The sequence below is a fragment of the Bradyrhizobium sp. UFLA05-125 genome (assembly GCF_059803515.1).
Window position 1 is genome coordinate 1 of sequence record NZ_JBANBJ010000083.1, and the last position, 26,310, is coordinate 26,310.

A 26,310-nucleotide genomic window follows, 5' to 3' on the forward strand; every position below is an offset into this window, starting at 1 on the left:
GCTGATACAGCCCCGGCTGCAGCACGGCACGTAGCGTGCCGTTGAGATTGACACTATCCGCAGCCAGACCGTCATGGTTGCCGGCATTGTCGACGCGCAGTGCCAGCGTGCCCTGCGCCGTCTGGGTGAATGTGCCGCTGATAGCGAAGTTCGATGGACTCAGCGCCGTCGCCGGATCGGTGATGGTGATCAGGCCGGCATTGGTCAATGCAGTGTTTGATCCGATCAAGAACAACTTGCCGTCCAACGTGCCACTGTTGTTGATGGTGGTCCCCGTCGTCGAATTGAAGGGGGTAAGCAGCGCAAAGCCGTTGGAACCGCCCCTGATCGTGCCGCCGTTGATGATGGTATTGCCGTTACCGAACAAACCGACGCCGACGCTACCGAACAAACCGACGCCGCCAATCGCCGAAATCGTGCCGGTATTGGTGAGCTTGTCGTTGTTGTTCAGCATCACGCCCCAGCCTAGGTTACTAGCGCTGCTGCCGACGGTGATGACGCCGGAATTTTGGATGGTGTTGCCGGCGCCGTTACTGACGATGCCGGCATCGAGGCCGGTGGCGGAGGCTGAACCGGTCAGGGTGATCGTGCCGGTATTGATGGCGGTGTTGCCGTCACCGTTAAGGACGATGCCGATAGCATTCGCCGTCGAAGTTATCGTGCCGGCGTTGGTGAAGGTGTTGTTGGCAAACCCCTGGATACCAGCGCCACCGTTTCCAGCGCTAATCGTGCCGCTGTTGAGCGCAGTGTTGCCATCGCCGACATCGATCGCGATCTGCAAACCACCGACCGTGATCGATGCGTTCGGCTGAACCGTCACGGCCAGGTTGTTTTCCACGCCCGTGCCGAAGAAGGTGCTGGTCGCGCCGCTGCAGGTCACGACATTGCCTGCCTGCACGCATGCGGCGGCCGCCGGCCCTACCGGGAGCACGACAGCCGCGAACGCCAGCATCAGCGGCGCCGCAAGCGCCAGGGATCGTCCGGGCCGCCGCTTGGGAGCCCCCTTCAGCGCACGCACCGTCGTCATCCGCGCCGCGCCAACAGTCACTTTCATCATTTACCCCGAATCCTCACAGGCCGAAGCCGCAATCGTCAGACAAATTGACCCGACGATCGGCCGGTGTCTTGGGCTGGACAGCACACTGCATTGAGCCCTAAGGAACCAGCGCCGGTTCGTGAGCGGATGTGGCGCTGCGGCCACCATTCGGAGCACGGGGGTTTCGACCTGCTCCCAAAGCCGCTCAAGGCCATCTAGGGCTTTCCGGCTGTCGTCGATGGCGCCTTCTGGCTTGCACTCGATGCCGGCGATTTGCCGGCGGCAGGCGGTGGCGCGGCGGGAGGATCTGGTGCTGCGGGCACTGCCGACCCGATCTTCACCGAGATGCCGAACAGGCGCCATTGACCGTTCACCGGCGCATAGAGCAGGTCGAAGCTGAGCTGCTGCGGCACGGAGGGAAAGAAGCCGGCCATGCGCATCAGGCCGTTGGCCTCGATCTGCGGCAGCAGCGTGAGCTGCGGTTCAATCGCGGCGACGCCCGAGAGATCGAGATGGTCGCTGCGCTCCTTCGCAAAAATCTCCGCGAGCTTCTCGGCGCTGTTGACCTGGAAGGCGGGCGCGCCGAGCTCGCGCAGCACAGTGTAGTTGCCGGTCTTGTTGGCCTGGTCGAGCGCGATCAATGCGGTGCGGATCAGGATCAGCACGCCATTGCGGTCAATTTGCGCAGGCCTCGGCGGCGCCTCGGCGCGCGCACCAGCGCAGCCGCCTAACGCGACCAGGACGGCCAGCACAGCAACATAAAGAGCAGTGAGTGTAGGGAGAGGCCGCCTCACCACGCGAACGTGACGCCTGCCCTGCTGCCGATGCCGCCCTGATCAAAGCCGGCGCCGACGCCGACGTTCACCACCGCATAATCCGTCAGGCGCATTTGCGCGACCACGCTGCCAGCGTTCTGGCCGCGAAAATTGCCCCAATTGGTGGAGATCGCAAATCGCTTGTCGGCCGGCAGCGCGGTGCCACCCATGGAGATTGCGATCGCGGTCCCCTCGAACGACTGCCGCATCTGATGTTGGAGGACGTTGACGCTGAACTGCAGCCCGGAAATGTCCGGCATCGTGATGGTCGTCGCCGCCAGATGCCCCGCCGCGTCCGTCGTCACCAGCGAAACCGGCCCGCTTTGCGCTGCAAGGCTCGCCGCCGAGGTGAGGCCGGAGAGCTTGTAGGTGTTCGACGCGGTGCCGATGGCGACCTGGTTGGCCGCAGTCGCGGTCGCGCCCGCGCCAAAGGCCGCCGAATTGCTGTACGCCGCGGTCGCTCCAGAACCAACCGCCGTGGCGCTGTTGCCAGACGCCGTGCTGTTGGTGCCGTTCGCGGTGCTATAGTCGCCAATCGCGCTGCTATTGTAGCCGCTCGCGGTGCTTCCTGTGCCACTCGCGGTGCTGCCGGTGCCGCTGGCGGTGCTATAGTCGCCGCTGGCCTGACTGTTGCTGCCTACAGCCGCGCCGGCAATGCCGCTCGCCATGGCCCCGCCGATAGCGGTGCTAAAGTCGCCGCTGGCGGTGCTGGTGTAGCCTACAGCCGTGCTTACGCTTCCGCTCGCCATGCTGGCGGGGCCAACCGCCACGCTATCCAGCTTGCTCGCGGAGCTGGAGGCACCGATCGCTACGCTACCTTCCCCGGTGGCGCTGCTTCTTCGACCATATGCCGAACTGGAGAGACCAGTCGCTACAGCAGAATCCCCGCAGACAGTACTGTACTGACTGCCACCGTCATTCCCCGCCGGATTTGTCCCGGCCCCACCATTGCTGCATTCGACCGCTCGTGCTGCCGAGGGCAGGAGCAGTGGGACGGCCAGCAGAGCACATGTAACCGTGAGCGGGATGAGCCGCTTGTGCCGGGAACCTGGCGCATTGCCGGCGGGTGATGTGCCGCCTTCAGAGACAATTCGTCTGTGCGCCCGGCGTGCGTCGAAGACGATACGCGCGCTGACCGCGCATACCCAGAGCGACAATCTCATTGCTTAACCCTTCCCCGCAAGCGACATATCGCCAGGCAAATTGCCCCGAGGACCGGTCATTGTCTTGGGCTACACAGCACCACGTATTGAGCCCTGCGGAACTAACGCGAAATCATGAGCTGCTGTGGCGCTGCGGCCACCATTCGGAAGGCGGGGTTTCTCTTCGCGCTATCGCACCGGCAGCAGACCGACCAATCCTTGGTCATCGCGCAGGTGTGTGAGCCTGACTTTTGGCCTGCCAGCTTGACACGGCAAGCGTGCGTTCAACTTTGCCACGACCACTTGCTCAGCTCGTGACGATGACGTCCGAGATCGCGCCGTTGGAAAGCTCGCTCAACCTGCATCTTTCGTCCAAGCGCCGGAGCATCTTCTTCGGCCACAACCTTGCCGCCGAGCAATATCGTCCACCGCGTGGATGCGGCGGACCTGCTCGTTTAAATGGTTTGCGCTCTCTTGCGTACTTAGAACTTCCAGTTGAAGTTGGCGCGGACGGACTGGTCGGAGACGCTGGAGGCGAACTGCCCGCTATAGGACACGCCGAGCGTGGCGCTGGGCGCGATGGCGAAATCGAGACCTGCTTCCACCACGGCCGAGTTCTTCGCGATCGGCACGCCAGCGATCGTGAATGGCGCACCGCCTGCGAGGGCAACGGTCGAGAGCGGCGTCACGTCGCCGAAAGCGTGCCGCCAGCCGAGCGTGCCCCTCGCCGTGGCGTTGACACCGCCCAGCATGAAGCTGGTCGAGGTGCGCAGACCCAGCGTCGAGAAGGTCGCATCGGTCGAACCACCATTGCTGGATAGCGCCGCCGCGTGCCCCGTCTCGCGGAAGCCGTCAGTGTGAAGGTCCACATAGGCCAGATTGGCGAAGGGCTCGAAGCCGAACGTGCCGGCGCGCATCCCGTAGGCCAGTTCGCCGAAGGCCTGCGCGGTGCCGGCGTCGTATTTGCCTGCCAGGCTGTCGGAGAAGCCGGGGAAGGTGACGAAGCGACTGGTGGAGAGATTGTGCCATGTATAGGCAGCACCCGTGCGGAAGGCGAGATTGCCCCACTCCGTGCCGCCATAGAGTCCGAGGTGGTAGTTGTCGCTCGTCCCGGATGAAGCCCGGTCGCGAACGTTGAAGTTGGTCTGGCTGTAGCCGCCGAGCAGGCCGAGGCGCCAGGTATCGAGGACCCGACCATCGCCGCCGACGAAAATGCCGCCGGTCGAGCGGTTCAGCCGCGCCGCATTGCCGTCACTCTCGGTATGGCCCCATGATCCGAAGGCACGTCCCCACAGGGCAAAGCGGTCGGTGGTGGCGGGAACATATTCCGGACCGCCCGACGCGTAGCTCATCACTGGCGTGCTCACCGCGCCGACCGCATCGAAGGCGGAGCGCAGGCGGTCGTTCATCGCATCGCGCACGAAGCGGCTATCCTCGACCAGCGCCGTCTTCGCCGAGGCATGGATCTCGCCGGAAAGCTGGTCGAAGGCGTGTTGTGCCGCGCCATCGGTCGGAAGCCAGGCGATGGCGGTGTAGATCGGATTGCCCGTGCCGAGGCTTTCGGCACCAGCGCCCGCAGCCTTCTGGTTCGGGGTCAGGCCGATCGAAGCGAACGATTTGGTCTGCACCACGTCGAGATAGACGTGCGTGGGGTCGTAGTGATCGACCAAGCCGATGAAGGTGGAGAGCTTCGTGTCGCCGGTCAGCGTATAGGTGCCGCTGACGCCACCATTAGCCTGTAGCACGGTGTAATGCATGCCGATCACATAGGGAGCGGCGTCGAGCTTCACGACATTGAGCGTCGCACCATTGGCGATTGTGGCTGTGCCCGTGGCATTGATCCGGTCATTCTGGCCCGTCGAGGTCAGTTCAACCTGATAGATCGAGCCTGATGCCTGCGAGAGGTTGCCGTTGATCGTCAGTGTGCCGATCGAGTTGCCCGGCGCGATGATGCCGCCGGCGCTGGCCACAACACTGCCGACCGTGCCGTTGCCGCCGAGAATGCCGCCGTTCGACACCGTGACCAGCGAATTGGCGATCGAGCCGTTCACGGCCAGCCGGCCGCCGATGATGTTGGTTGGACCGGTGAAGCCGCTGGAATCGGCGGTCAGGATCGTGTTGCCGGCAAGCTGGTTGAGCGTGCCGAACCCCTGAATGGTCGAGGCGAACGTGTAGGCGGGATCGGTATGGTTGAAGTTGATCATCCCGGTGCCGGCCCCGAAGGTGACGAGCGACGCATTGAGCGTGCCCGCACCCGTCGGAGCCTGACCGGCGGCCGCGCCGATGTTCAGCGTTCCGGTCGAGCCGGCGCCAGTCGCGATAGACACGGTTCCGGCAGCATTGACGGTACCGCCGTTGGAGATGGTCAGGGTGCCGGTGCCGTCATTGCCGACGGCGAGATTGCTGGAGGTCCAGGACGAGCCAAGGCCATCAACTGTCGCGAAACCGGTCGAGCCGGAATTGTTGCCTATCAAGCCGAGGTTGCTGATCACCGCGCCGCCGTTGCCGACCATCAGCGTGCCGGTCCCGGTTTGGCCGACTGCGAGATTGCTGGAACTGGTCCAGGTCGAGCCAGCGCCGGTGACGCTTACATTGTTTGGGCCTGCCGAGTTCCAGCCGATAATGCCTTGGACATCGGTCACCGTGCCTCCGTTACTGATCGTCAGCGTCCCGTTACCGGTACTGTTATAGCCGACAAAGAGATTGCCGGAATCTGTCCAGGACGAGCCATCGACCGTCGCGCTCCCGGTCGAGTTGTAGCCGATCGCGGCGCTGCGGCTGGTGACTGTGCCGCCGTTCTTGATCGTCAGCGCGCCGGTGCCGGAAACGCCGACAAAGAGATAACCGGAATTGGTCCAGGACGAGCCGGTGCCATCGACGGTCACGCTGCCGGTCGAGCCGGCATTGTAGCCGATGTAGGCGCCGGTGCTGGTGGCTGTTGCGCTGGTGACTGTACCGCCATTGCTGATCCGCAGCGTGCCGGCACCGGAATAGCCGACAAGGAAATTGCCGGAACTGGTCCAGGACGAGCCGGTGCCATCGACGGTTGCGGTGCCGGTCGCGCCGGTATTGTAGCCAATCGCGGCGTCGACGTTGGTGACTGTGCCGCCGTTGCTGATTGTCAACGTGCCGCCGCTCTGGGACGGCGTGCCGGTGGCGGAGTTGCCAACTATGAGAGCGTTATTAATCGTCCAGGACGAATGGGTAGCACCAGACGAGCCGGTGACCGTCACCGTGCCGATCGAGTTGGCATTGTAGCCGATGAAGTTCCAAGCGGTGCTGCTGCTGCTCACCAATGTGCCGTTGCCTGAGATTGTCAGCATGCCGCTGCCGTTAACGCCGACCGTGACACTGTTCACAGTCGCGCCAGCTATAGTGATCGCGGTCGGATTGGGAGTGACAGTATCGATATTCGCGTCCGTCGTTCCGTTCGGGACGGCGTTGTTGTCCCAGTTGCCAGCAGTATTCCAGTCAGTGGTTCCGGCAGCACCAGTCCAGTTTTGAGCCCGAGATGAAGTCGTCGTCAGAGCCAATCCAAGCGCGGCGATCAATGTGGTGATGAGCAGATCGCCGCGGAGCGATCCGCGCTGGCCGGTGTGACAAGCGAGCGCCTGATGCTGGCTGCGCGATACCTGTGAGGGCTCGGCTCGGCGCTCAGTATCGCCCGCTCGCTCAACGATTTGCATCCCGTTCTGTTTCCTGTCTCTGCGATTGCTGAGCAAGTCGCAACTTGCCGTTTTTGGGGCTCGAACAGATGGCAGCCCTAGAATCCGTCTTGCTTCGCCGACCAGATAACCCAGGGGGCGGCAGATCCGCTTGGACTGGGGCGAACAACGTTTGGACCCCTGCGATCATTCAGCCGTCTTTTTTCGGTGCGATGCAGTCCGGCAACATCGGCGAGAGGCTTTGCCGGGGGACAAGTTCGCGAGCTGACTCCACGCTTGCAAATTGGATGAACCGCTGAACCTTGGAGCGGCCTGCTGCGAATACAGTCGCTGCCCATTGCAACGCGGCAAACGGCGGTCGGTATCCGAAACCCTTCACGGAAGAGGTTGATCGCTATACCAACGCAGTGCGGATCGAGCGATCGCGAGGCTTAAATGAGCAACGTTTGGACTTTCTTTGGCGTCGTACATCCAGAAAGAATACCCATCACCTTGCCCACCGAGATTGTCGGGGAAAGCGAAGAGTGGAGCGGTGGGCGACTATGAGTTCGCAGTGCGAATTCATGCGGGCCAAATCGTTATCGATTTGAGCGTTGAGAATGAGGGAGTTGACGTTGATGCGCTGCGGAACGTCGCGACCTCTCAAGCAGAAATCCTCACTAACCTCATTGGCTACGACCGCGCTTACAGCTTCTACGTTGAGATCAAATCCGCAGTCTGTCAAAGCGATCGAGCTTGGAGGGTGTTTGGCATCGACATTCCGGCATTGAGTAGGGACCGAGAAGCCACGCCTCCAGCGATCGACACCTCGATTCTGTTAGCCGTCGGGGCAAACCCCGAAGCACAACTGGTGCTAGCTGATTTCACCAACGCGATGCGGTTTCCGGTCGGCACGGGCTTTTATTGTTACCGCGCCATCGAAGCGATGATGCAATTCGTAAAGGACACCGACGACGAAAACGACGAGGTAGCGTGGCCAAAACTTCGAGAGAGGCAGCGTGTTAGTCGCGAAGCGATCGACGCGGTTAAGGCGCATGCTGATCTTCCTCGTCACGGCAAGCCGAGCGCGATGACCGATTCCGAGCGCGTATTGGTGTTTAAGATCGCCGACGAAATGACACGTCGATTTCTCGTGTATCTCCAGAGGAACGACCAAAAACCGTTAGGGGGCTGGAGAGTTCAGCGAGCTCGCAGGGCCGAAACCAGAACAGTGACCGTCCCACCTTGAAGTGGGGTGGGACAAAAAGGGCAAATTCCGATGCAACGACAATGATGAATTCTGGAAATAACGCTCCCTAGGGGAGACGAAGGGCAGCTCATGAGACTACTGAAAACAAGCACAAATCAGCTTCGCTGCTGATTGATTGCTACCACCATTTGCTACCACCCGCAACGCAGCGCCTGTGGGGCCGCGCCGCTCAGTTTCGGCCTTGATAAACTAGCTTATTTGCTCGCCAGGATCGGTCTTTGCAGCATCTTTTGTACGAGTGAAGCTCGGACACTCAGCGGCTAAAGTCGAAACCAAGGCAAGGTGAGATAGACGCACGCAGTCATCGAGAGGACCGGAACCAGCCACACCCAACCTGACCAGCCAAGCGTTTGGTTCCAGCGCACCGGAAACATTGCGGTAACAAGGGCGAGCACGAGGGCTCCAAGTGCGGCCGACGCGGCCCAGCCGTACCAGTACATCGCAGGAGCAAGAAAGCCCATCGCGGGATCGGCGATGTCTCGCGTGTGATGCGTACCCAGGAGCACTATACCCAGCGACGGAAAAACGGTGAACAACGCGAGGTCCTTGGCGATTGCTATCACGTAGAGGACAGCGAACGACATGCCGAACGCAAATGCAAAACGGCGCAACGCGACCGATGATGTCACGAGCCGAAACCTTTGATGTTGTTCACGACGTGGCCGGTAAGGAAGCCCCACCAGACGATGAAGGCAAGGAGCGAGGTGAGCATGGTACGCGTCTGGGTGGGCTCGTTGTCGTTCGGGCGTCGCCAGCAAACCCAATAGGCGGGCAGCAACGCCAACCCAATAGCGGCGAAATGTTCCTTGAGGTCGAAGAAGCCAAGGACGTGCCAATGACCGGCGCGTTCTAACTCAGGCCTAACTTCAACACGAAAGTACAGATACACAATTCCACCCAGCAGAGTGGAGACCGCAAAAAGAACGACCACGGCGTTAGCGAAGGAGCTTGAACGCACCGAACGAAAGCGGCCAAAAAATGAACTGGGCCGAGCGCCAGCGGTTGCCCACGTCGCCAAGGTCTGGTGTGTAATTGCACCAAGCAACGCGACGGCGACCAAGCCGTGGATGATCAGAAGTGCGGTAGGCAAGACCGCGCTCCCGCAATCGGTCCTGACGGCTTCACTGGAAAAGCTCCTCCGTCCCGAATGGCTCTGCCGACCACGGCCGGAACCGATTGAGGGTGAATTTCGTCGTCTGGCCGGGTTGGACATCGACAAGCACGTAATTGTACTCCTCTTTTGGAGACTGTCCCTTCCAGTAGAGGTCCGGCGGATAGTCAGCGGGCACCTTGATGCTCGTGCGACCGGGAAGGATCGGGTCTTGTTCCGCGCCCCCACCACCGAGCATCAGATACTTCACCCCATCTACATTATAGATTTCCGTGGTGTGGACGTGCCCGTTCAGCACGACCACCTCCATGTCTTTGGCATACGACGCAATCACCTTGTGCGGGTTATCGGGAGCCGGGATAGGTCCGAGGCCCGAGCGCGCAAAGACCGGATAATGGAAGATGATAAAGACTTTCCGAACTCCATTCGTCTTCGCCTCGTCCATCCACGTCTTAAGTTGCGTCATCTGCTCGGCATACTTCGGCCGATCAGCGTCCCATAGCGAGGGCGACCGATAGTCGTACTTGCCGCTCCACAGATAGATGAACCGGGTGCCCTTAAAGTCGAATTTGTAGATGAGGTTTTCCGGCGTGACACCGAGCTTCTTTAGATAGGGCACCGCCGAAAGAACGCCCTCGATTTTCGGATCGGCCCATACCTCATGATTGCCCACGCTCATGAAAAATCGCCCATCCAACCCGGCCGCACGCATCTCATCATCTGGTGGGGGCAGCTTCTTCAACATCGTATCGTTCACACGCTTCCAATATGGGCTGTCACTGACGGTTAAGCCCTGATTGCCCCACCATACGGCGTCACCGCTATTGACCACGAATTTGGCTCGACCGGATTGAACGTCCTTCACGATTTCACGGGTAACCCATTCACCGCCCTGAAGCCGGAACATGGTCCGGTGCACGCCAGGCAGCAGCTTCAAGTCTTCAACGGACGCCTCAGTTACCCAACCGTTATCCACCGTCAGGGTCATGACCTCCGTTTTGGACGCGAACGGCATGACCACCTTGATCAATTCCTTTGTGACGGGATCGAAGATCATTTTCACATCCCTCGCCACCACGGCCTCTGCAACCTTTTCCGGCATGACCAGCCCAAACATCTCAACAAAGAACTTGTTGAGGTCCGGCTGCCCTTCTTTCAACGGGAGGTACATCATCGGTCGGGTATCACCGACGGCAGCGAACGAAAACCCCGCCCCTTCGGCAGACTGTGCTTGCGCGGTCGTTGCTTGCGCCAGCACATCTTGAGCGAGCGGCACAGAGAGTACCGGCAGGGTTGCGAGAGCGCCGAGCACAAGGCGACGATTTGGATCGTTAGGCAGGAGGGATGGCATGGCGATAACCCAATGATCGAGGGAAGGAGTGCACCACTGCACTATTCGCGGCCTCGTAAGAGGTATCGGCGAACTACCGAGCTCTCTTGATGCATATCAAGCCCTCTTGGGCCAGCCATTTGGCCTTGTATAATACCTAAACGGACAATAAGGTTCTTTACAGCCTTGATCTGGAGGGCCTCGGCCATGCACGGCACACCGCTTATCACCTACATCCGCGTATCCACGTCAGCTCAGGGCCGCTCGGGTCTCGGCATTGAGGCCCAACGCCACGCCCTCGCCCACTTTGCGGCTGCCGAGGGGTACGAAGTTGTCCGCGAGTTTGTGGAGGTGGAGACCGGCAAGGGCTCCGATGCGCTAGATCGCAGGCCGCAGCTCAAGGCCGCGCTCGCGGCAGCACGGAAACTCCGGTGTCACGTCGGGGTCGCGAAGCTCGACCGCCTCAGCCGCGATGTTCACTTCATCTCCGGCCTGATGGCTCACAAGGTGCCCTTCCTGGTTGCCGAACTTGGGCCTGACGTAGACCCATTCGTGCTGCACCTCTTCGCCGCGTTAGCCGAGAAGGAACGCGCCCTCATCTCTACGCGCACCCGGCAAGCACTCTCAGCCGCTAAGGCCCGTGGTGCCACTCTGGGCAACCCGAAGCTCCACGTGGCCCGCAGGAGCGCGTTGGAAGCCGTGAAGTCCGAGGCTGACCGATACGCTGCGAATGTCCTCCCTATTATCCGTGAGGCACAAAAGGCTGGCGCAAGCACGCTGCGGCAGATTGCTGACGCGTTGAACGCCCGAGGGATACCAACGGCTCGCGGCGGGCATTGGTATGCACAGTCAGTAGCTAACATCCTCGAACGAGCCTGAGAGACCCGAGGGCCCCCGGCACCCCGCCGAATTCCTACGGGTCCCCTATCGCTCACCGGGCCCCTATTTGGACGACCCCCACCCCTCGACTTCAAATGCTCGACTTAAAGGCTGCTGCCGCCTCCGCCGAGCTTACGGCTGCAGTATTCTCACGGGCCACACAAAATGATGCCGCCGAGCACACGCCCCGATTTCAAATGCTCGACTTAAAGGGTTGCGCCGCCGCCGAGGTTCACAGGGCCGCGTGTTCGCCACAGGGAACGAGGCGATGCACTGGGTTCATTCGGGCAACCCTGCTTTCCGAAGGCCCTCGGTCATCAACTTCGCATTTGATCGCCCGCCGCGAGCGATCCACGAAGATATTGTAAAGGCGGGATTGACCTCAAGCAGACGCGCCGCCGCTTCACGCGTCTCGTCGTCACGTCCGAGATGGGCGAAGGCGGATGCGAGAACGCAGCAAGCTCCCGGATGAGAGCGGTTCAGACGCAGGGCTTTTTTCCCCGCGGCGATGGCCTCGTCAAAGCGGCGAAGCTCAATAGAGGCGTACCCTATCCCAGCAAACGAATACTGTAGCCACGGGTCTACCGGGCTTACGCGCACGGCGCGCTCAAAGCTTGGGACCGCTTCCTCCAGCAGCCCCGCGACCCTATAGACATGGCCTCTGCAGTTCCATGCGTGAAATGAATTGGGGTTGAGTGCGACCGCCCGGTCGGCCATCTCGATCTCACTCTCACTATCTCCGACCGTGAACGCCGAGACTATGGCAGCCCATGCCAAGATGTCTGGGTCACTGTCGTCGACGCTCAATGCCAGGCGAAAAAGCCGAACTGCTTCCTTGCGCTCGAATTGAAGATCGACGGCATAGCCGAGTTGGATGTTGAGATGGTGACAACCCGCTGCCAGCGCCGCGACCAACCCGAACCGAGGGTCCAGCTCCAAGGCGCGATGAGCCAGCCTTAGCGCCTCGGCCAATGGTTCGGGGGTAGCTAAGGAGAACTGCTGCATAGCCCGGAGATAATAGTCATAGGAAGTCAGGTTCTCCGGTCGCCGCCGCGCCGCCATTGCCATTTCCGTTTGAAGCAATTTTGGCTGAATGGCCGAGACAACGGCGAGCGTGACTTCGTCCTGCAGAGCGAAAACATCCGTCAGGTCACGCTCGAACCTGTCCACCCAAATGTGCGCGCCTGTTACCGCATCAATCAGCTGCCCGGTGATCCGGACTTTACCGGCCGCCTTGCGCACAGAACCCTCAAGGACGTAGCGCACGCCAAGCCTGCGCCCGACTTCCTTGATATCGACGGCTCTGCCCTTGAAGGTGAAGCTCGAGTTACGCGCGATTACGAACAGCCAATGAAACCGGCTGAGCGCCGTAATGATTTCCTCAACCATCCCGTCCGCAAAGTACTCCTGCTCGGGATCACCGGACATGTTTTCAAACGGCAGCACGGCAATGGAAGGCTTGTCGGGTAGCGGAAGTGGTCTATCCTCGGCAACTGCAGCACTGCGAATGGCTTCGGCAAGCTCGCGAGCGGCGTAGGCCCTGATCGGGTCTTCGATATTCTTGACCTGCTGCAGGCCCATGTCAGTGAAGGCAACCGGCAAAACCTTCCTGACCTGCTCATAGGTCGTCCCACAAACGCAAACGCCACCCGGCTGCGCCAAGGCCTGCAAGCGCGCCGCGATGTTCACTCCGTCTCCGAACAGATCACCCGCGCGCACCATCACGTCACCGACGTGGATACCAATGCGGAAGCTGATGCGCTTGTCTGCCGGGAGACTGGAGTTCGCCTCCCCGAGAGCAGCCTGCGCCTCCACCGCGCAATGCACTGCTTCCACAGCACTCCCGAACTCCGCAAGGACACTATCGCCCGCCGTGTTCGCTATACGACCCCCATGTTCCCCAATGAGCCTGTCGAGGATCGCGCGACGTTCGGTCAGGCCCTTGAGCGTGCCGATCTCATCGATGCCCATGAGACGGCTGTAGCCCTCGACATCCGCTGCGAAGACTGCGACGAGGCGTCGGCTGACCGCGATAGGGTCTGACATGCGTGCCTAATCCCTAAGCCCTCACCCTTCCGGCACCCCCGCTAGCCGCAGGCCCTCATAGACGCGCTCGCGTCCCGCGAGATATACGGGGTGGTTGCTTGGGCTGTTGGTGCGATAGCGGCGGATACTGAAACTCGGATTGAGCGCAAGGCCCGCCTGCGCGGTAGCCCGAGCCTCATCCAGCTCACCGACAAGCGCCAAGGCGGCCGCGAGATAGAAATGCGCCATAGGATAATTGCGGTTGGCCTCAAGGCTGCGGCGCAGCCAAACACGCGCTTCGTCGTCGGCGCCCTGCCAAAATTTGGCGAGGCCGATAAACAAACTCCAGATATAGACGCCTGTATCTCGCGGAGAGAGACGGAGCGCTTGCTCCATATGGGCTTCGGTTTCCCCGCCCCGACCGAGAAAAAACTTCGCAGTCCCGATGTTCGCGTGCGCTCGGGCCAAATTCCGATCCAGCGCCAACGCCCGCTCGCATTCTGCGATGCCTTGAGCCGCGCGGTTCGTATAAATTTGCACGGCGCCCAGGACGAAATGAGCTATGGGATGGTTCGGTGCCAAGGACAGCGCCTTTGTGACGGTCGCCTCGGCTGCGGCAACACGTTCTATCCGATCGTCGGGGAACAAGTTGGTGCCAATTGCAAAATTAACCCACGCTGTGCCGACCAGCGCCTCAACATTTCCCGGTTCGAGTGCCAAAGCCCGTTCATAGAAGCCGCGCGCTTGCGCCATGATTTCGATTGCTCGGCCCATGTTGAGCCAAGCGGCGCCTTGGAAACACAAGTCAGTCGCGTCGGGATGCGGTGAATGCTCCGCTCGCCGCGCTTCGACCGCAATCAATTGCGAGTTCAGCGTATTGGCGAGCCGCGATACAATTTCGTCCTGCATATCGAAGAGGTCGGCGACGGGCTTGTCGAAGCGCTCGGCCCAAAGGTGATTTCCAGTCTCGGCAGCGATCAGCTGCACATTCACCCGAAGCCGGTTACCACCACGTTGCATCGAACCTTCAAGAACGTACCGGACGTTCAACTCGCGCCCGATTTGCTTCACGTCAACGGCCTTGCCCTTGAAGGTGAGCGCCGTGCTGTGAGCAATGACGAACGAGCCGCTGATACGCGACAAGTCCGTGGTCAGGCTCTCGGTCACACCGTCAACGAAATAGTCTTGCTCGGGATCGCCGCCGATATTTGCGAAAGGCAGCACCACTATGGACAAGCGCGGGGCGGAAGATAGCGGCGGTACAATTCGGTCAAAATGCGCGCCCACACCAACCGCATAGGCGTGTATCGGAAGGGCGATGTTCTTGAGCTTCTGCTCACCAAGCTCGGCGAACTCGACTGCGACCTTGCCGCGCACCTGATCGTAGGCTGAAGATGAGAGGCAGATGCTCCCCGGCTCAGCGATACCCTCAAGCCTCGCAGCGATGTTGACGCCGTCCCCGAGAATGTCTTCGCCCTCGATCAGGATGTCTCCGAGGTTAATCCCGATCCGAAACAGCATCCGCCGATCATGCGGGATACCTTGGTTGCGCTCGGCCATCACGGCCTGCACCGCCACGGCGCATTCGACCGCATCGACCACCGAGGGGAACTCTAGCAGCACCCCATCCCCCGTGGTCTTCACGAGACGACCCCCGTGTTTTGCCACGAGAGCGTCGGTAACCTTGCGGTGTTCACGAAGCGTCCGAGCGGTGCCGACCTCGTCGAGGCCCATGAGCCGCGAGTAGCCCGCCACGTCGGCTGCGACTATGGCTGCTAACCTGCGTCCGACCCGAGGAGGTGGTTGTGCTGGCTTCATGGTCAAGCCTGCTCCTAACGCGGCATCTTGTACGAAGGTGGAGCCGGGGGGCAAGGGTTCTCGCGGTCCACAGATGCCCATGACTGCTGCGGTGCTTGAGGCGGTGGCATTCTGGGCATCGGACACGGCCCCCACGCGGGGAAGCCTTGGGGCCGTCAAAGATGAGCCTCTCCGCGCCCACTGGACCCCTGCGAGCGCGACCACGCCCCTCGGCTTCAAATGGTCGACCTAAAGGAGGCGGCCGCAGCCGAGGTTACGGCAGCATGGTGTTACTACACACCGGAGCGTTGATCGACGCCCGCAGTCGCGACCAACTCCCCTTCGCAACGAAGTGTCGCGATGGCCCAGAAGCTGACCTCATTCGATCACCTCGGTAGCCCGGACGAGCAACGAGGGCGGCACGGTGAGACCGAGCGCTTTGGCAGTCTTCATGTTGATCACTAGGTCGAACTTGCCGCTGGCGCTCCCTAGGGGAATCGAACCCCTGTTTCAGCCTTGAGAGGGCCAAAAAATAAGGCCCGCTCGTCCGCCTATGTTCAATAATTTCAATAGGTTGAATGTCTATATTTCTGTATTGTTCGCCGACGTACATGGTCGGATATTCGACGGATATTCGACGTGTAACAGACAAACGCTTTGTCGAAGGCACTCACCGAATGTCGAAGGCACTCACTGAGGCTCAGATCACGACGGCTAAAGCGCGCTCCAGGCTCGAGCTTGGCGTGCATTGGCGTCGCCTCGATGCGGAAGCGCATCTGGGCTATCGCAAAGGAAAACAGAGCGGCGTTTGGTTTGTCCGCTGGCGTAATCACCACGAAGGCGGAAACTACAAGCAGGAGCCCGTCGGCGTCGCCAACGACATCAATGACAAGCCCGCCGACGGGATTCTGACCTTCGAACAGGCCGTGAGAACGGCACGAGAGGCCGTAGCTCGCGCCAGAACAGAAGCCGCGTCGCAGGCGGCGGGCCCGGCTCCGACCGTGCGATCGGCCGTCGAATTGTACGTCAAGGAACGCGACGCTCGAGAAAGACGCCGAACAGGTCGCGACATCCGATCCGACGCCGGTACCAAGCTGCGACGCTACGTTCTTGGTCAAGAAAAGCGCGGCAATCAGGAAGCTGCCGAAGCCGCTCCTCTCGCATCGGTGCATCTGCATTCCTTGAAAGAAGATGACTTGATAACGTGGCGTGAGGGCTTGCCGGAGGACTTAAAGGTCACGACCAAGCAGCGGTTCGTGAATGACCTCAAGGCCGCACTAAATGCCGCATGGCCGCGGCTTTCCGCAGATCGGAAGAAACTAAATCCGACTTTCCTCGCCATTGTGAAGGCTGGCTTCAAAGCGGAGCGGATCGATGACGATGATGGTGTTTCGGTTGCTCGGGACAACCAGATTCTCACGGACGGGGAGGTTGGCGCCGTCCTTCAAGCTGCGTGTGAAGTAGATCGGGAGCAAGGATTTGATGGCGATCTATATCGGATCGTCGTATGTCTGGCCGCGACCGGCGCACGGTATGCCCAGGTCAGGCGAATGCGCGTCGGCGACGTACAGGTTTCGGCACGGCGTCTGATGATACCGGGCTCCTACAAGGGACGCGGCGGCAATGGCGGGTCAGACCCGGTCCCAGTGGGCGACGATGTGATTGAGGTGCTTTTGCCCGCATGCGCCGGGCGACCAAGCGATGCACCTCTTTTCGAGCGATGGATCCATGAACAGGAGCCGAATGGTATCGCGTGGAAGAAATCTGAACGCGGTCCGTGGAAAAGAGCCGAACTTGCACGTCCCTGGAAGGCCATTCGCGAGCGCGCCGGCATGCCGGAGGTGATTCCCTATGCTTTGCGACACTCGAGCATCGTGCGCGGTCTCCGAAAGGGCTTGCCCATCCAACAGGTCGCCAAACTGCACAACACCTCAGTCAAAATGATCGAACGGCACTACGCGAAATACATTGCGACCGCCTTGGAAGACCTCGCAAGGGCGGCAGTCGTGTCCTTGGTACCGCGGAGCGATGGAAACGTGGTGCCAATCGGAAAACGCGCCTAAAGGATCATCCTGCGGTCTTGATCGAATTCATTGGTCTGATGGCGCGGGTAGCCCCCTTGCGCTAGCAGTGCGCTCGCCCTGCGAACTGTCGGGAGTTCGAGTCAGTAGAGCGCTACCGCTTTTCTCCACACCAACCAAATCTGCGCGATTTCCTCCGGTGGTCCGCTTAAGCCCCAGGACCATGCCGAATGGTAGGTTCAAATCGGGGAGGCGCAACCACCCATACCGACATTCGGTCCAAGTCGCCATCTGACCGCCCGCGCCCTGCACCCGTTGCGATATCGTTGCGCGCCCCGCTGCGAGAACAGCTTTCCTTTCGGCATCAATGGAATCGACGAAGAGTGCCTCGCTTCCTCGCGTCGTCTTTGAGAGAGGCCCGAGAGCTTCACCTGCCGAAATCTCGCTCATCACGCCTTTGGCCCGGAGCCCCAGCCGTGGCCCACTTCAGAGATATCCAAAGTTGACCGAGCACTTGGCGAAGTTCCCGACACCTGAAGAGGCGCTCCAGCTTCGCTAGGAGGCATTTGCCCGTACTCGTTGCCGGCGACGCGCCGTCGCTCGCGGGGTTCGCGATCGCGCCGCTCGACCGGAAATTGCAGGGGCACCCCTGACGAATGGGACCGGCCCAGCGTGATCTCTGTGCTTACCTCGTCTGTAGCGGCAGGGCGTGCTTCCGTGAGCGCCAATACAGCGCGCCCTTTTTCGGTGATCCGCCACCCACCGTTCAGGCGCTCAACTAGACCTTGAGAAAAGATATCCAGCTCCGGCACACGAGAAGCTAGGCGTTTGGTACGCTCGGTCCAGTCGCTGCCGCTGGTGGCCAAAATCGCCATGTCGCGCTTGAGATCGATCATCACGGCGAAACCGTCGGGATAGCTCACCAAAATCTTCAATACGGTGACCTGAATATTCACCGCGGCCTCACGCGACTACCGCCACATGGTCGGAGCCTCGGATAGAGCTGCTCGGCCAGCGTGCTTAAGACCGTCTGGCGACGTCTCGCCTCTCGTAGCGGCTTCCAAAATTTTGGAGGCAACATAGGCGCGCGCGCCAGTCTCATGACGGGCGACGTTCTCGCAGACCTCGTCGAGGACCGCACGCAATAGCCTGGTGGTAGCGGTATCGAGCATGGGTACCCCAGAAGGAGAAGTTTATCTTAAGGCAATCGGTTCGGCGTCGGATTCAGAGAGTGTTAAAGATCGTTGAATAATACTGGCAAGTTTACATTCCCAGCGGCGCTTTGCAACGGCTGGGCGCATGCGTGGCGGGAGACTATGTGGCCGCCATTAGTAGAGGCGCACTAAGGCGGCGCGTCGGAGTGGCTTCAATCACGGAGACCTGTCCATTGCTGATGAAGTGTGTGCTTCCAAACTGTCTGGCTCACGCTTACGGTTGAAGACCTCGTCGGGAGCGGCGACAATGTCTGGGCCCGAAGCACAGCTACCGGAACACACCGGCGCTCAGGCAAACCAATTAGCATGACCGTCATTGACATATGCCGATTCGAGAACGGAAAGCTGGTTGAGCATTGGGGAGTGCCGGATCGCCTTGCGATGCTTCATCAGGTCGGAGCTTTGCCGTCGAACCGCAAACATGGCGACCCTCAATGCGGCTTACCAAGCACGAAGGCGATGGGGACCGCGAAGAGCTCATCGCCAAGATCATCATTGACGTGCAGGACCCAGCCGCGCCAGTCTTCGAGGCTGCGCGCCGTGGTAAGGGATCGCACGACACGCGCCTCAGCGAGGTCATCTACTACGAGGCCGCGGCGATCGATCAAAGCCGCCTTCGGGTTGGAGCAAGCTTATCGCGACCACCTGCGACTCGTATCGACCCGAGCGTCACTATATGCGCGGACTCGGTCCTAGCGCTGACTAAGGGTGAATACGCGATGCTGGTCGCATTCCTCGAAGCCCCGCAGCGTCCGCTTAGCCGAGAGCACCTTCTGCAAGCGACCCGCGCCCACGAGGACATCTTCGATCGTAGCATCGACGTGCAGATCCTTCGCCTCCGGCGCAAACTCGAGCGCGATCCTCGCGCCCCGCGCGTGATACAGACCGAGCGCGGCGTCGGGTATGTCTTCGCCGTTGCCGTGGAGCGCCTCTAATCTCGATCTTCTGAAGTCCCTCTCCAGTGAAATTACAGCAGGGCGTCACATATGATATGATGGCAACAGCTGATGATTTGTGCCATAGGGCCGTCGCAACCAGCGCCTGAAGTTCGCTATCGCAGCTTGCCGAGCCACAGCGCGGCGAGTGCTGAGCGATTCCGAACGCCGAACTTGGCGTAGATCGACTTGACGTGGAAATGCAGAGAACCGGGGCGCCTGTGCATCGCGAAACACGAACAGGTGAATCCACGTCGTCGTTGAGCGCGCACGCACTGACATGCTGTCGGCGTGGCCGACTTCGAGGTAATGGCGCCAATAGTGCTCACCTTCAAACCATTCGGGCGGCAGTGCCTCGAAGAGCAGGCGGGTGCGGAACGGCTCGTCCCCTGACACGGCCAGGATCTGCGACAGGTCGACGTCGGAGGACCAGAGGGTGTCGAACTGCTCCTGCACGGAAGCCGCCACCGACGGTATCGGGTGCAGGAGCCGAACCAAGCGTGGACGCCAGCCGAACAAGGCATCCCTTGGCGCGGGCGAAGGCAATCGCACAACAACGGCCCAAAGCGCATTCCCCCCAGCGTGCCAGCATTATAGCGTAGGTCTGCCATGGAGACCGCGAGCAAATCTCCCCCCTAACTCTGCCTTGGCCCCGCTTTCCCCTGAGCGCCGACGCATCGGCGGTCGCTTCGCTCTTCTGCTGGGGGCTAAAACATGATCTTCCATGCCGGCAACCACACGCACCCTTATTACACCAGCTCGTCGATCAGGGCCTTGGCCTGCTTCAAGTCCAATGTGTCAAATCCCTCGGTAAACCAACCATAGACTGGAGCGAGAAGTTCTCGGGCCTCATCCCGCTTCCCTTGCTCGCGATGTATTGGGTGAAGGTCAAGAACCGCACCCACCCGGCGATGCACCGGGGATGGACGCGCTTCTCGCAGGGCTTGACCGTCCCAAGTTTCCAGCCCTAGCGTGCCACCGCATCCGACGCAGCTTCGGGAAAACTGCCGTTAATTCCGCCTCGCTGCATTTTCCGACTCAGCTAAAACAATTCCGGCAGTGCGGGCCTTTGTCGGATGCATCATGCAATTCAGCCGCAAAATGAGTCCCGTGAAGGATCTGGTAGTGTGGAGCGCGAGCAGCCGCGGCTTTTCGTTCGTGATCAGCTTCGATAGCCGCACTGGTCCCGGTCTTCACGGACGACCCGGCTTTGTAGCCTCGTGGCGTCCCATCCATCCGAACAGACCTGCAATCAAATTGATAGGCTCGCCCTTCAAGACTCTCACTGAAGCGGAGGAGGCCTGCCAAGCCTTCCTGAAGTACCTGACCGGATGTTACATTGGGACGACCAATGAGCCCGTAAATCAAATCGAGGCTATCCGCCGGCTGATCCAGATCGGGCTGGAAGGCAAAGTCGAAATAATCCAGCGTCCTCCATGAAGGCCGAGCGAAAGGGAAAAGTGGAGTACGAAAATCATGAAGGTAGCGGTCGGACTTCTCGCCCTTTTGTTTGCAACGAGTGCGCTTGCTCAGGGTCCTCCACCGAAAGCGGCTAAAAGACCAGTGCAGGCCAAGCCGCAGCCGCCGATGGGTTGCAAACTAGTCGGCACGGTAAAGGGCACCAAGATTTGGGCCGGCGATTGTGCGGCTCCGTCAGAACTCAGAGGCACCACACCGGCCGCCGAGCCCCCAGCGCCAGAAGCACCTTCCGAAGCACCAAAACAATAGGGGCTCATCCAAGACTGAAGTCGAAGAGATCCTAGAATGCTCGACCAGGTGATGCAGCTTCAGCTTCCTCATCGGCTGATCATCGCCGGTATCGTTCTGGTGATAGTCGGAGTTCTTGGTATGCTCTTTCGAAGGCGAAAAGACCCGTCTTCGGAGCAATCTGCTGAAGACCAGTAGCTAAGCCCCAAAAGGTTCGATCCCCTCATGGGGCGCGTAGGTGATGGATAAAGCGCTCGCCTATTTGATCTCTGTCGCAATTGCCGGATTCGGCGCTTGGATACTCGTCTCCGGCCTCGGCTCCAGTGCACCCGCTTTATCGACTTGCGCGGCCCTGATCCCCATCGCGGTTGGGCTCCTGAGCTTTTTGGGCACTGCCGGGTTTTGGTACGCCGGAAGGTCGCTGCGCATCCCGCAGTTGGGGTCTTATTGGGACAAGCGCCGGATGACGATCCGTTTTTTGTCGCGACAAAGCGTGCCGCGTGGCTCAACTGCATTGCAGCGTTTTTAGCGGGCACTTCCGCTCTGCTACGCGCAGTCGAGGCGCTATTCTTCTGATTCACTTTTTGTTGCAGCCGAGCGATGACCTTCGTCGAGATGCGGGCTCGCCTTCCAACAGACGAAAGCAAAAGGACTCCCGAACTTCGTCACGCGGAGAGAGCCAGCATCATAGCGGAACTGGAAAACACACAGCCAGGACCACAGCGTGATCTTCTGGAAAGCAAACTGCGCCAGCTCGAGTCCGCTTCTGCTATAGACGGGCGGCTGACGTCGCGGGGCCTGCAACCCCCTGAAGAATGAAGCCGCCCCAGTTGGTAGCTTTTGTACAAGGGGTCAGCAGATGCAAGAGTATCGCGCATACATCATGGGCCTCGACGGGTATATCGAGCTTAGCACCCAACTGAATTGCGAGGACGAAACCGAAACCAAGAAGCGCGCCAGGGCCTTGACTGACGGGTACGACGTAGAGCTATGGATTCGGATCGAAAGATCGCGGAGTTTAAGAGTGAGTAAGGCCGCCTCAGTTGGCCGCCTGCTTCGTTCTCGCCATCCTGCAATGTCATCTGCTGGCCCAACAGCGAAGTGGCTGCGCGCCTCGTCGACGGATAGCGGGGTATAGCGGACGAGATTTGCTCATACGGAGTTCTTCGCATTTTCACCCGGTGCGGACGATGGACTCCGCGTAGCAGCTGCAATGATATAGACTGTGATCACAGAAGATTTTCGCCGATGCGTGATCGAATGAGATGGTTTGCCACTCCGCTCGCCGTTCTCATGGTGCTGCTCATGTTAGCGGCGCCGGCAGGCGCCCAAGCCGCAGCGGCGGTGCCGCGATTAGGGGCGGGGTCAAGCCCCGCCGCCGTCTTCCGCATGGGCTCGCTCGATCTGCTCGCGGTCGAGGCCGCGCCGAGCGACTACGCGGCTGCCTTTGCGGCGATGCGGGCTCAAGGTCTGCAGGCATTGATAATCCACAGAGGGTGGCGGAAGCGCCGATTGACGTATGACGACTTTATGACGCGCGGGATACTGTAGAGGCTGGCTGATCCTCGTACTCGACATGGTAGGAACAGAGGATCGATGCTAACGCCACTCGCATGGAGAAGAGCACCTTTTGCGGCGTCAGGTTCCGTGCGCGGCAACTGTATTGATGGTGCAATTTGCAACTACTCTCTTCACTTACTGACCGTGCCATTAAGCCGCGACCGTTCCTAACAAGAGGACTCAACATTGAGCCAACGCACCGTTGGAATGCCCGAATTCAATGATTTGATAGATATGGCGCGCTTGCTGGTAAATTTGTGGGAGGCCGCGCAACGGCTGCCTGATGGATCAGAGCGGCGGGATGCGTTCAAAGAGATCAGTGGCTTCCAGACGCGGGTAGCGGCACTAGTCACACGCGCCCTCTAGGTGCTGATGCAGTCCGGGGCCGTGCCATGGCTCCCCATCCAGCTCGCGCCAGAAGACTGCGATTTGGAAGTCGGCGAACTCCATAAAACCGGCGTTGCTCCACTGCGTTTTCCATGCCGGCGAAAATGGGGGGGGTTGGTACAATGTTTGGGCTGGTGAACCGATCTTGATTTGGCCGACGCATTGGAGGGTCTGGCGCGAGCCAACAGGTCGATGAGCGCGGTCTCATAGTGGTCCTCGAACTTCCGGTTCGAACTTGCCGGACTTTTGGTTCACGATATGCTTGGCGAGATCCAGCATGTCCCTAGTGACTTTGGCGTCCTGGATCTCATAAAAATACTCGGCCTCTCCGGCTCCGCGGTTGTGATCGGGCAGTGGATGTGGTCGAGGAGGTCCAGAGACGGCTCGATTCCGATCCCGACGCCATGCGGACGCGGCGCGAGACGGTGGAGCATCCCTTCGGCACGATCAAAGCCCGTATGGGTGCGACCCACTTCCTGATGAAGCGCCCACGGAATGTCGCCGCTGAGATGGCGCTGCATGTTCTCGCCTATAACCTCACACGGGTGATGAACATCGCCGGCAAACCGAGCCTTATTGCAGCCATCCGCGCCGCCTAAAGGCCGGAAGGTGCGTCCAAAAGCGCAATACCGCGTCGCGATACCCACTTTGGCCGGTCACTGGACGATCCGACGCGAGAACATCAGCCGCCTGCAATCGTTAGCGATCATGGCTACGTGCCAATCTAACCGTTTGCACACAACCAAGACCGTAAGGCGACATAGCGGCCAACTCGGCGCTATCGCAAAATACCTTTAGGCAAACGCTCAAGATCGATCGGGTGCTGCGAGACGCTCCATCTTTCAAGTCTGAGCGTGTTCCTAAGAACCCAGTGCGTCTCCAGGGATCAATGCTAGACGGTCGCCGCAATTTCGCAAATCATCCGATGATCCATCGCCCTGTGTGGATATCGAATTTCACCAAGCCTTCGCCTCGCATTTTCAATAGGAGGTCTTGGCAAGCTTCTTCATTCACGACATTGGCGCGTTTCATGACCTCGCGCACTTTGAGCGGCTTCTCGCGGAGCGCACTCAGGATATTTTCTCGATCATTCAGCACGACTAGACTCCTACCGTCATCAAGCGCGCTAAATCACTGAGAATACGAAAGCTGATCTTCCGTAACGACTCGCTCGATATTCTCCGACTTGCTCCTGATGCGGTATCTAAGACGTCCATCTGCCTCGATGGGCATAAGTTGAACGATGGTGTAAATCATTGGTGAATAAGTTGCGGCACGTCCTTGTGGACGTTGAGGCTGGTGGCGAACGTCTTGGTTGAGCCTATAGGCATATGACATGTGTCTACCTCTAAAAGTTACGGCCGCTCTAGCGTGGACCATGCCGTGATGCAACGCATCCACGGTTGAGGATGCGCTGGATGGTCTCTGCTTGTGGCGAAAAGTCCAGCAAAATGCTGCCGCGGCTAATCAGTTTGGTGGCGGCTGTGGTCTCCAAGACACATATGCCGAGACACACTTTTTCGGCAACAGCATCAGCAAGCTCGTGTTCACGATCTTGTCTGCGGTCGAACCACTCGACTCGTCCCTTCGTCGTCTGGTTCGCAGAGGCAACGTGTTCTTCGATTAGATTCGGATTTGAGTGTCATGAGGAGACTCGCCGTCGAACTCAAAGCCGCGAAGGCGCTTCGCAACAGCGTGCAGCTGACGCCGCTCGGCCGCGCCGACGAGGTGATCAAATAGGTCTCCCGTTGCTGCGATGCATGAGTCCGAAAGTGGCCCGTTGCTGACCATGCCGAGAGGATCATCCGCCCTGCTCTCAGACCTCTAACGGACAAGCTGCCTCGGCAACACCATCACGATGTTAATCTCGCGCTCCAGTATCTTGGATGCGATGATCGAAATATGCAGAACGAATTCGTCCTCGATTTTCGCCGCGGTATCCTCGTCCTTGGCGTAGAACCAAAATGGCATCCACAATGCCCGACACGGGTGTGCCAATGGCGATATTGCCCGAGCTGGCTTCGATGAGGCCACTGCCCGCGACATAACTTTCATAGGGGCGTGCGCGGACGGCAGCGGCGCGGGAGCAACCGGAGGAGCCTCCTTGCCGAATATTTCGGCCGCAGCCGTTGCGAGAAAGCCAATTGCAGCCACAAGGAGCAGGAGGTACTTGCGCATCATGGCACTCGCTCTCGATCCTTCGCCTCGACTCAATGATCTTGCCATCGTCCATTCGTGCAACCCGGTCAACAAATCCGAAGATGCGTGAGTCGTGGGTGACAACAATAATGGTCCGGTCTGGCCGACTTCCGGCGCCGCGAAGAACTTGCATCACGGCCTGCCCCGTTTCGTGATCAAGATTGCTCGTCGGCTCATCACAGACGATCAGGGCCGGGTCATGCACCAAGGCCCTGGCGATAGCCACTCTTTGCTGTTGGCCGCCATTAAGCTCGGCGGCCAAGGCGGAGGAACAATCGCCAAGTCCGACCGTCTCAAGCAACTCTATGGCGCGCGCTGTCGCGCTCTGCCACGGATACCCTCGATCAACAAGGGAATTGGGACATTTTCGGCCGCAGTGAGCGCAAGAAGCAAATTAAATAGTTGAAATACGAAGCCGACGGATTTGCTTCGAAAATAAGCCGTTCCCTTTCATCCATGCCCTGCAAGTCACGGCCGAGAACGCGGCATTCTCCAGAATCATGAGCGAGGATTGTCGTGATGATTGAAATCAGCGTAGTCTTGCCGCAACCCGACGGGCCGATGACCATGAGCAGCTCGCCGCTCCTGACGTCAAGATCAGCGCCACGGAGCGCGGCGCCTCTGGCCTCTCCTCTTCCGTAGTCCTTTGTCATGCCGCGGCAGGAAACGGCTATCTCGTTCGACGACGCCGAAGCAATTGCGGAGCCCACCTCTCACCAACATCAGGTCATGGATTGGGCTTTCAACCCCGGTTCTGGATGCGGCGCAGCAAGATATATGTGGCCCAACTCGCGGATCGGCGTCCTGACTCCGTACGAGGAGATTCAGCACTTCTTGTATCGGGCCACCCGGGTAAAGCGGAGGCCCTATTGCACGTTTAGGGCGCCTCTGGCTTTTTCGTTGAAGTCATCGTAGAACTCATAGCGCCCCGCCTTGAGAGCGCGGACATTGATCACACCCTGGCTCTTGGCGGCCACGACCTTTTCCACCCTGAGCGAGGTGCTCTCGAACTCCATCGCCTTTCCGTCGAGATTCCTGATCCGGAACACGATCGGCTTGTCGGCCGGCGCGCGCACCTCGCTCGGCTGGAACTGCCCGTTGGAGTAGCTGATTTGAATTTCCGTCGCCTGCTGGGCCGACGCGGCCGACAACGGCAGCATCGTCGCGAAGATCGTCGCGAACGCGAATTTCCGAGTTGTGGTCATTGCGTACATAATTGCACCTTCCGGACTTGAGAC

Annotated in this window: 23 protein-coding genes and 6 pseudogenes; 10 read left to right on the top strand and 19 right to left on the bottom strand. The window is 59.9% G+C overall.

Annotated features, from left to right (window positions below; translation table 11 throughout):
* The 5 genes and pseudogenes from SO156_RS39285 to SO156_RS39305 all read right to left on the bottom strand — a co-directional run.
* A pseudogene (locus SO156_RS39285) lies at window positions 1-1,018 on the bottom strand (hypothetical protein); the annotation flags it as partial.
* 233 nt (window positions 1,019-1,251) lie between these two features.
* Window positions 1,252-1,830: a hypothetical protein gene (locus tag SO156_RS39290; RefSeq protein ID WP_458146488.1), complete on the bottom strand. Its 579-nt coding sequence runs from the start codon at window positions 1,828-1,830 to the stop codon at window positions 1,252-1,254.
* Window positions 1,827-2,519: a YadA-like family protein gene (locus tag SO156_RS39295; protein WP_498538542.1), complete on the bottom strand. Its 693-nt coding sequence runs from the start codon at window positions 2,517-2,519 to the stop codon at window positions 1,827-1,829. Before SO156_RS39295 ends, SO156_RS39290 begins: the two co-directional genes overlap by 4 nt.
* A gap of 15 nt (window positions 2,520-2,534) precedes the next feature.
* Window positions 2,535-3,014, bottom strand: a pseudogene (locus SO156_RS39300) (hypothetical protein); the annotation flags it as partial.
* Window positions 3,015-3,475: 461 nt separating this feature from the next.
* A complete protein-coding gene (locus SO156_RS39305) occupies window positions 3,476-6,679 on the bottom strand; it encodes an autotransporter outer membrane beta-barrel domain-containing protein (protein ID WP_498538520.1) in 3,204 nt (1,067 codons plus the stop codon).
* 511 nt (window positions 6,680-7,190) lie between these two features.
* On the opposite strand from SO156_RS39305, the gene SO156_RS39310 reads away from it, so the two are divergent.
* Window positions 7,191-7,886 (top strand): DUF8168 domain-containing protein, encoded by a 696-nt coding sequence (locus tag SO156_RS39310; protein WP_498538521.1) that lies wholly within the window; start codon window positions 7,191-7,193, stop codon window positions 7,884-7,886.
* Window positions 7,887-8,167: 281 nt separating this feature from the next.
* Here the strand turns inward: SO156_RS39310 and SO156_RS39315 are convergent, their stop codons facing one another.
* Genes SO156_RS39315 through SO156_RS39325 form a run of 3 tightly spaced genes read right to left on the bottom strand, consistent with a single transcriptional unit; the run spans window position 8,168 to window position 10,369 of the window.
* Window positions 8,168-8,491 (bottom strand): hypothetical protein, encoded by a 324-nt coding sequence (locus SO156_RS39315; RefSeq protein WP_458146491.1) that lies wholly within the window; start codon window positions 8,489-8,491, stop codon window positions 8,168-8,170.
* A gap of 41 nt (window positions 8,492-8,532) precedes the next feature.
* The gene (locus SO156_RS39320; RefSeq protein WP_458146492.1) at window positions 8,533-8,997 is read right to left on the bottom strand and encodes a hypothetical protein; all 465 of its coding nucleotides are present in this window, start codon (window positions 8,995-8,997) and stop codon (window positions 8,533-8,535) included.
* Window positions 8,998-9,028: 31 nt separating this feature from the next.
* Complete coding sequence (locus SO156_RS39325) at window positions 9,029-10,369, bottom strand: metallophosphoesterase family protein (RefSeq protein WP_458146493.1); 1,341 nt, start codon at window positions 10,367-10,369, stop codon at window positions 9,029-9,031.
* Between the two features lie 186 nt (window positions 10,370-10,555).
* Here SO156_RS39325 and SO156_RS39330 point away from each other — a divergent pair, with 186 nt between their 5' ends.
* Entirely contained in the window at window positions 10,556-11,227 is a 672-nt protein-coding gene (locus SO156_RS39330) for a recombinase family protein (RefSeq protein ID WP_498538522.1), read from the top strand.
* 279 nt (window positions 11,228-11,506) lie between these two features.
* On the opposite strand, the gene SO156_RS39335 is transcribed toward SO156_RS39330, so the two are convergent.
* Window positions 11,507-13,273: an adenylate/guanylate cyclase domain-containing protein gene (locus SO156_RS39335; protein WP_458146495.1), complete on the bottom strand. Its 1,767-nt coding sequence runs from the start codon at window positions 13,271-13,273 to the stop codon at window positions 11,507-11,509.
* A gap of 21 nt (window positions 13,274-13,294) precedes the next feature.
* On the bottom strand, window positions 13,295-15,070 hold the full coding sequence (locus tag SO156_RS39340) for an adenylate/guanylate cyclase domain-containing protein (protein WP_498538523.1): 1,776 nt from the start codon (window positions 15,068-15,070) through the stop codon (window positions 13,295-13,297).
* 656 nt (window positions 15,071-15,726) lie between these two features.
* Here SO156_RS39340 and SO156_RS39345 point away from each other — a divergent pair.
* Window positions 15,727-17,112: a tyrosine-type recombinase/integrase gene (locus SO156_RS39345; RefSeq protein WP_498538543.1), complete on the top strand. Its 1,386-nt coding sequence runs from the start codon at window positions 15,727-15,729 to the stop codon at window positions 17,110-17,112.
* Between the two features lie 407 nt (window positions 17,113-17,519).
* Here the strand turns inward: SO156_RS39345 and SO156_RS39350 are convergent, their stop codons facing one another.
* Both SO156_RS39350 and SO156_RS39355 read right to left on the bottom strand, forming a co-directional pair.
* The gene (locus tag SO156_RS39350) at window positions 17,520-18,026 is read right to left on the bottom strand and encodes a hypothetical protein (RefSeq protein WP_498538524.1); all 507 of its coding nucleotides are present in this window, start codon (window positions 18,024-18,026) and stop codon (window positions 17,520-17,522) included.
* Window positions 18,027-18,041: 15 nt separating this feature from the next.
* The gene (locus SO156_RS39355) at window positions 18,042-18,242 is read right to left on the bottom strand and encodes a hypothetical protein (RefSeq protein WP_498538525.1); all 201 of its coding nucleotides are present in this window, start codon (window positions 18,240-18,242) and stop codon (window positions 18,042-18,044) included.
* 228 nt (window positions 18,243-18,470) lie between these two features.
* On the opposite strand from SO156_RS39355, the gene SO156_RS39360 reads away from it, so the two are divergent.
* Both SO156_RS39360 and SO156_RS39365 read left to right on the top strand, forming a co-directional pair.
* Complete coding sequence (locus SO156_RS39360; protein WP_498538544.1) at window positions 18,471-18,980, top strand: ester cyclase; 510 nt, start codon at window positions 18,471-18,473, stop codon at window positions 18,978-18,980.
* A pseudogene (locus tag SO156_RS39365) lies at window positions 18,980-19,219 on the top strand (winged helix-turn-helix domain-containing protein); the annotation flags it as partial. The gene SO156_RS39360 and the pseudogene SO156_RS39365, both read left to right, overlap by 1 nt.
* 45 nt (window positions 19,220-19,264) lie before the next feature.
* On the opposite strand, the gene SO156_RS39370 reads toward SO156_RS39365, so the two are convergent.
* Complete coding sequence (locus SO156_RS39370) at window positions 19,265-19,675, bottom strand: hypothetical protein (RefSeq protein ID WP_498538526.1); 411 nt, start codon at window positions 19,673-19,675, stop codon at window positions 19,265-19,267.
* A gap of 627 nt (window positions 19,676-20,302) precedes the next feature.
* Between SO156_RS39370 and SO156_RS39375 the strand changes: the two genes are divergently transcribed.
* The 4 genes from SO156_RS39375 to SO156_RS39390 all read left to right on the top strand — a co-directional run bounded on the left by SO156_RS39375 (window position 20,303) and on the right by SO156_RS39390 (window position 22,477).
* Window positions 20,303-20,659, top strand: a complete 357-nt coding sequence (locus SO156_RS39375) for a hypothetical protein (protein ID WP_498538527.1) — start codon at window positions 20,303-20,305, stop codon at window positions 20,657-20,659.
* Window positions 20,660-20,983: 324 nt separating this feature from the next.
* Complete coding sequence (locus tag SO156_RS39380; protein WP_498538528.1) at window positions 20,984-21,124, top strand: hypothetical protein; 141 nt, start codon at window positions 20,984-20,986, stop codon at window positions 21,122-21,124.
* A 43-nt stretch (window positions 21,125-21,167) separates the two neighbouring features.
* Entirely contained in the window at window positions 21,168-21,455 is a 288-nt protein-coding gene (locus tag SO156_RS39385; RefSeq protein ID WP_498538529.1) for a hypothetical protein, read from the top strand.
* Between the two features lie 719 nt (window positions 21,456-22,174).
* Window positions 22,175-22,477, top strand: coding sequence for a hypothetical protein (locus SO156_RS39390; RefSeq protein ID WP_498538530.1), 303 nt, complete (start codon window positions 22,175-22,177; stop codon window positions 22,475-22,477).
* Window positions 22,478-23,043: 566 nt separating this feature from the next.
* Here the strand turns inward: SO156_RS39390 and SO156_RS39395 are convergent.
* Window positions 23,044-23,200, bottom strand: a pseudogene (locus SO156_RS39395) (non-homologous end joining protein Ku); the annotation flags it as partial.
* Between the two features lie 32 nt (window positions 23,201-23,232).
* Here SO156_RS39395 and SO156_RS39400 point away from each other — a divergent pair.
* Window positions 23,233-23,472 (top strand): annotated as a pseudogene (locus tag SO156_RS39400) (transposase); the annotation flags it as partial.
* A 319-nt stretch (window positions 23,473-23,791) separates the two neighbouring features.
* Here the strand turns inward: SO156_RS39400 and SO156_RS39405 are convergent.
* The 5 genes and pseudogenes from SO156_RS39405 to SO156_RS39425 form a co-directional block, all read right to left on the bottom strand.
* Entirely contained in the window at window positions 23,792-23,971 is a 180-nt protein-coding gene (locus tag SO156_RS39405; RefSeq protein WP_498538531.1) for a hypothetical protein, read from the bottom strand.
* A 726-nt stretch (window positions 23,972-24,697) separates the two neighbouring features.
* Complete coding sequence (locus tag SO156_RS39410) at window positions 24,698-25,054, bottom strand: hypothetical protein (RefSeq protein WP_498538546.1); 357 nt, start codon at window positions 25,052-25,054, stop codon at window positions 24,698-24,700.
* Window positions 25,055-25,295: 241 nt separating this feature from the next.
* Window positions 25,296-25,373 (bottom strand): annotated as a pseudogene (locus SO156_RS39415) (hypothetical protein); the annotation flags it as partial.
* Window positions 25,374-25,416: 43 nt separating this feature from the next.
* A complete protein-coding gene (locus SO156_RS39420) occupies window positions 25,417-25,725 on the bottom strand; it encodes an ATP-binding cassette domain-containing protein (RefSeq protein ID WP_498538532.1) in 309 nt (102 codons plus the stop codon).
* 213 nt (window positions 25,726-25,938) lie between these two features.
* Entirely contained in the window at window positions 25,939-26,277 is a 339-nt protein-coding gene (locus tag SO156_RS39425) for a cupredoxin domain-containing protein (RefSeq protein WP_498538533.1), read from the bottom strand.
* Between the last annotated feature and the right edge of the window lie 33 nt (window positions 26,278-26,310).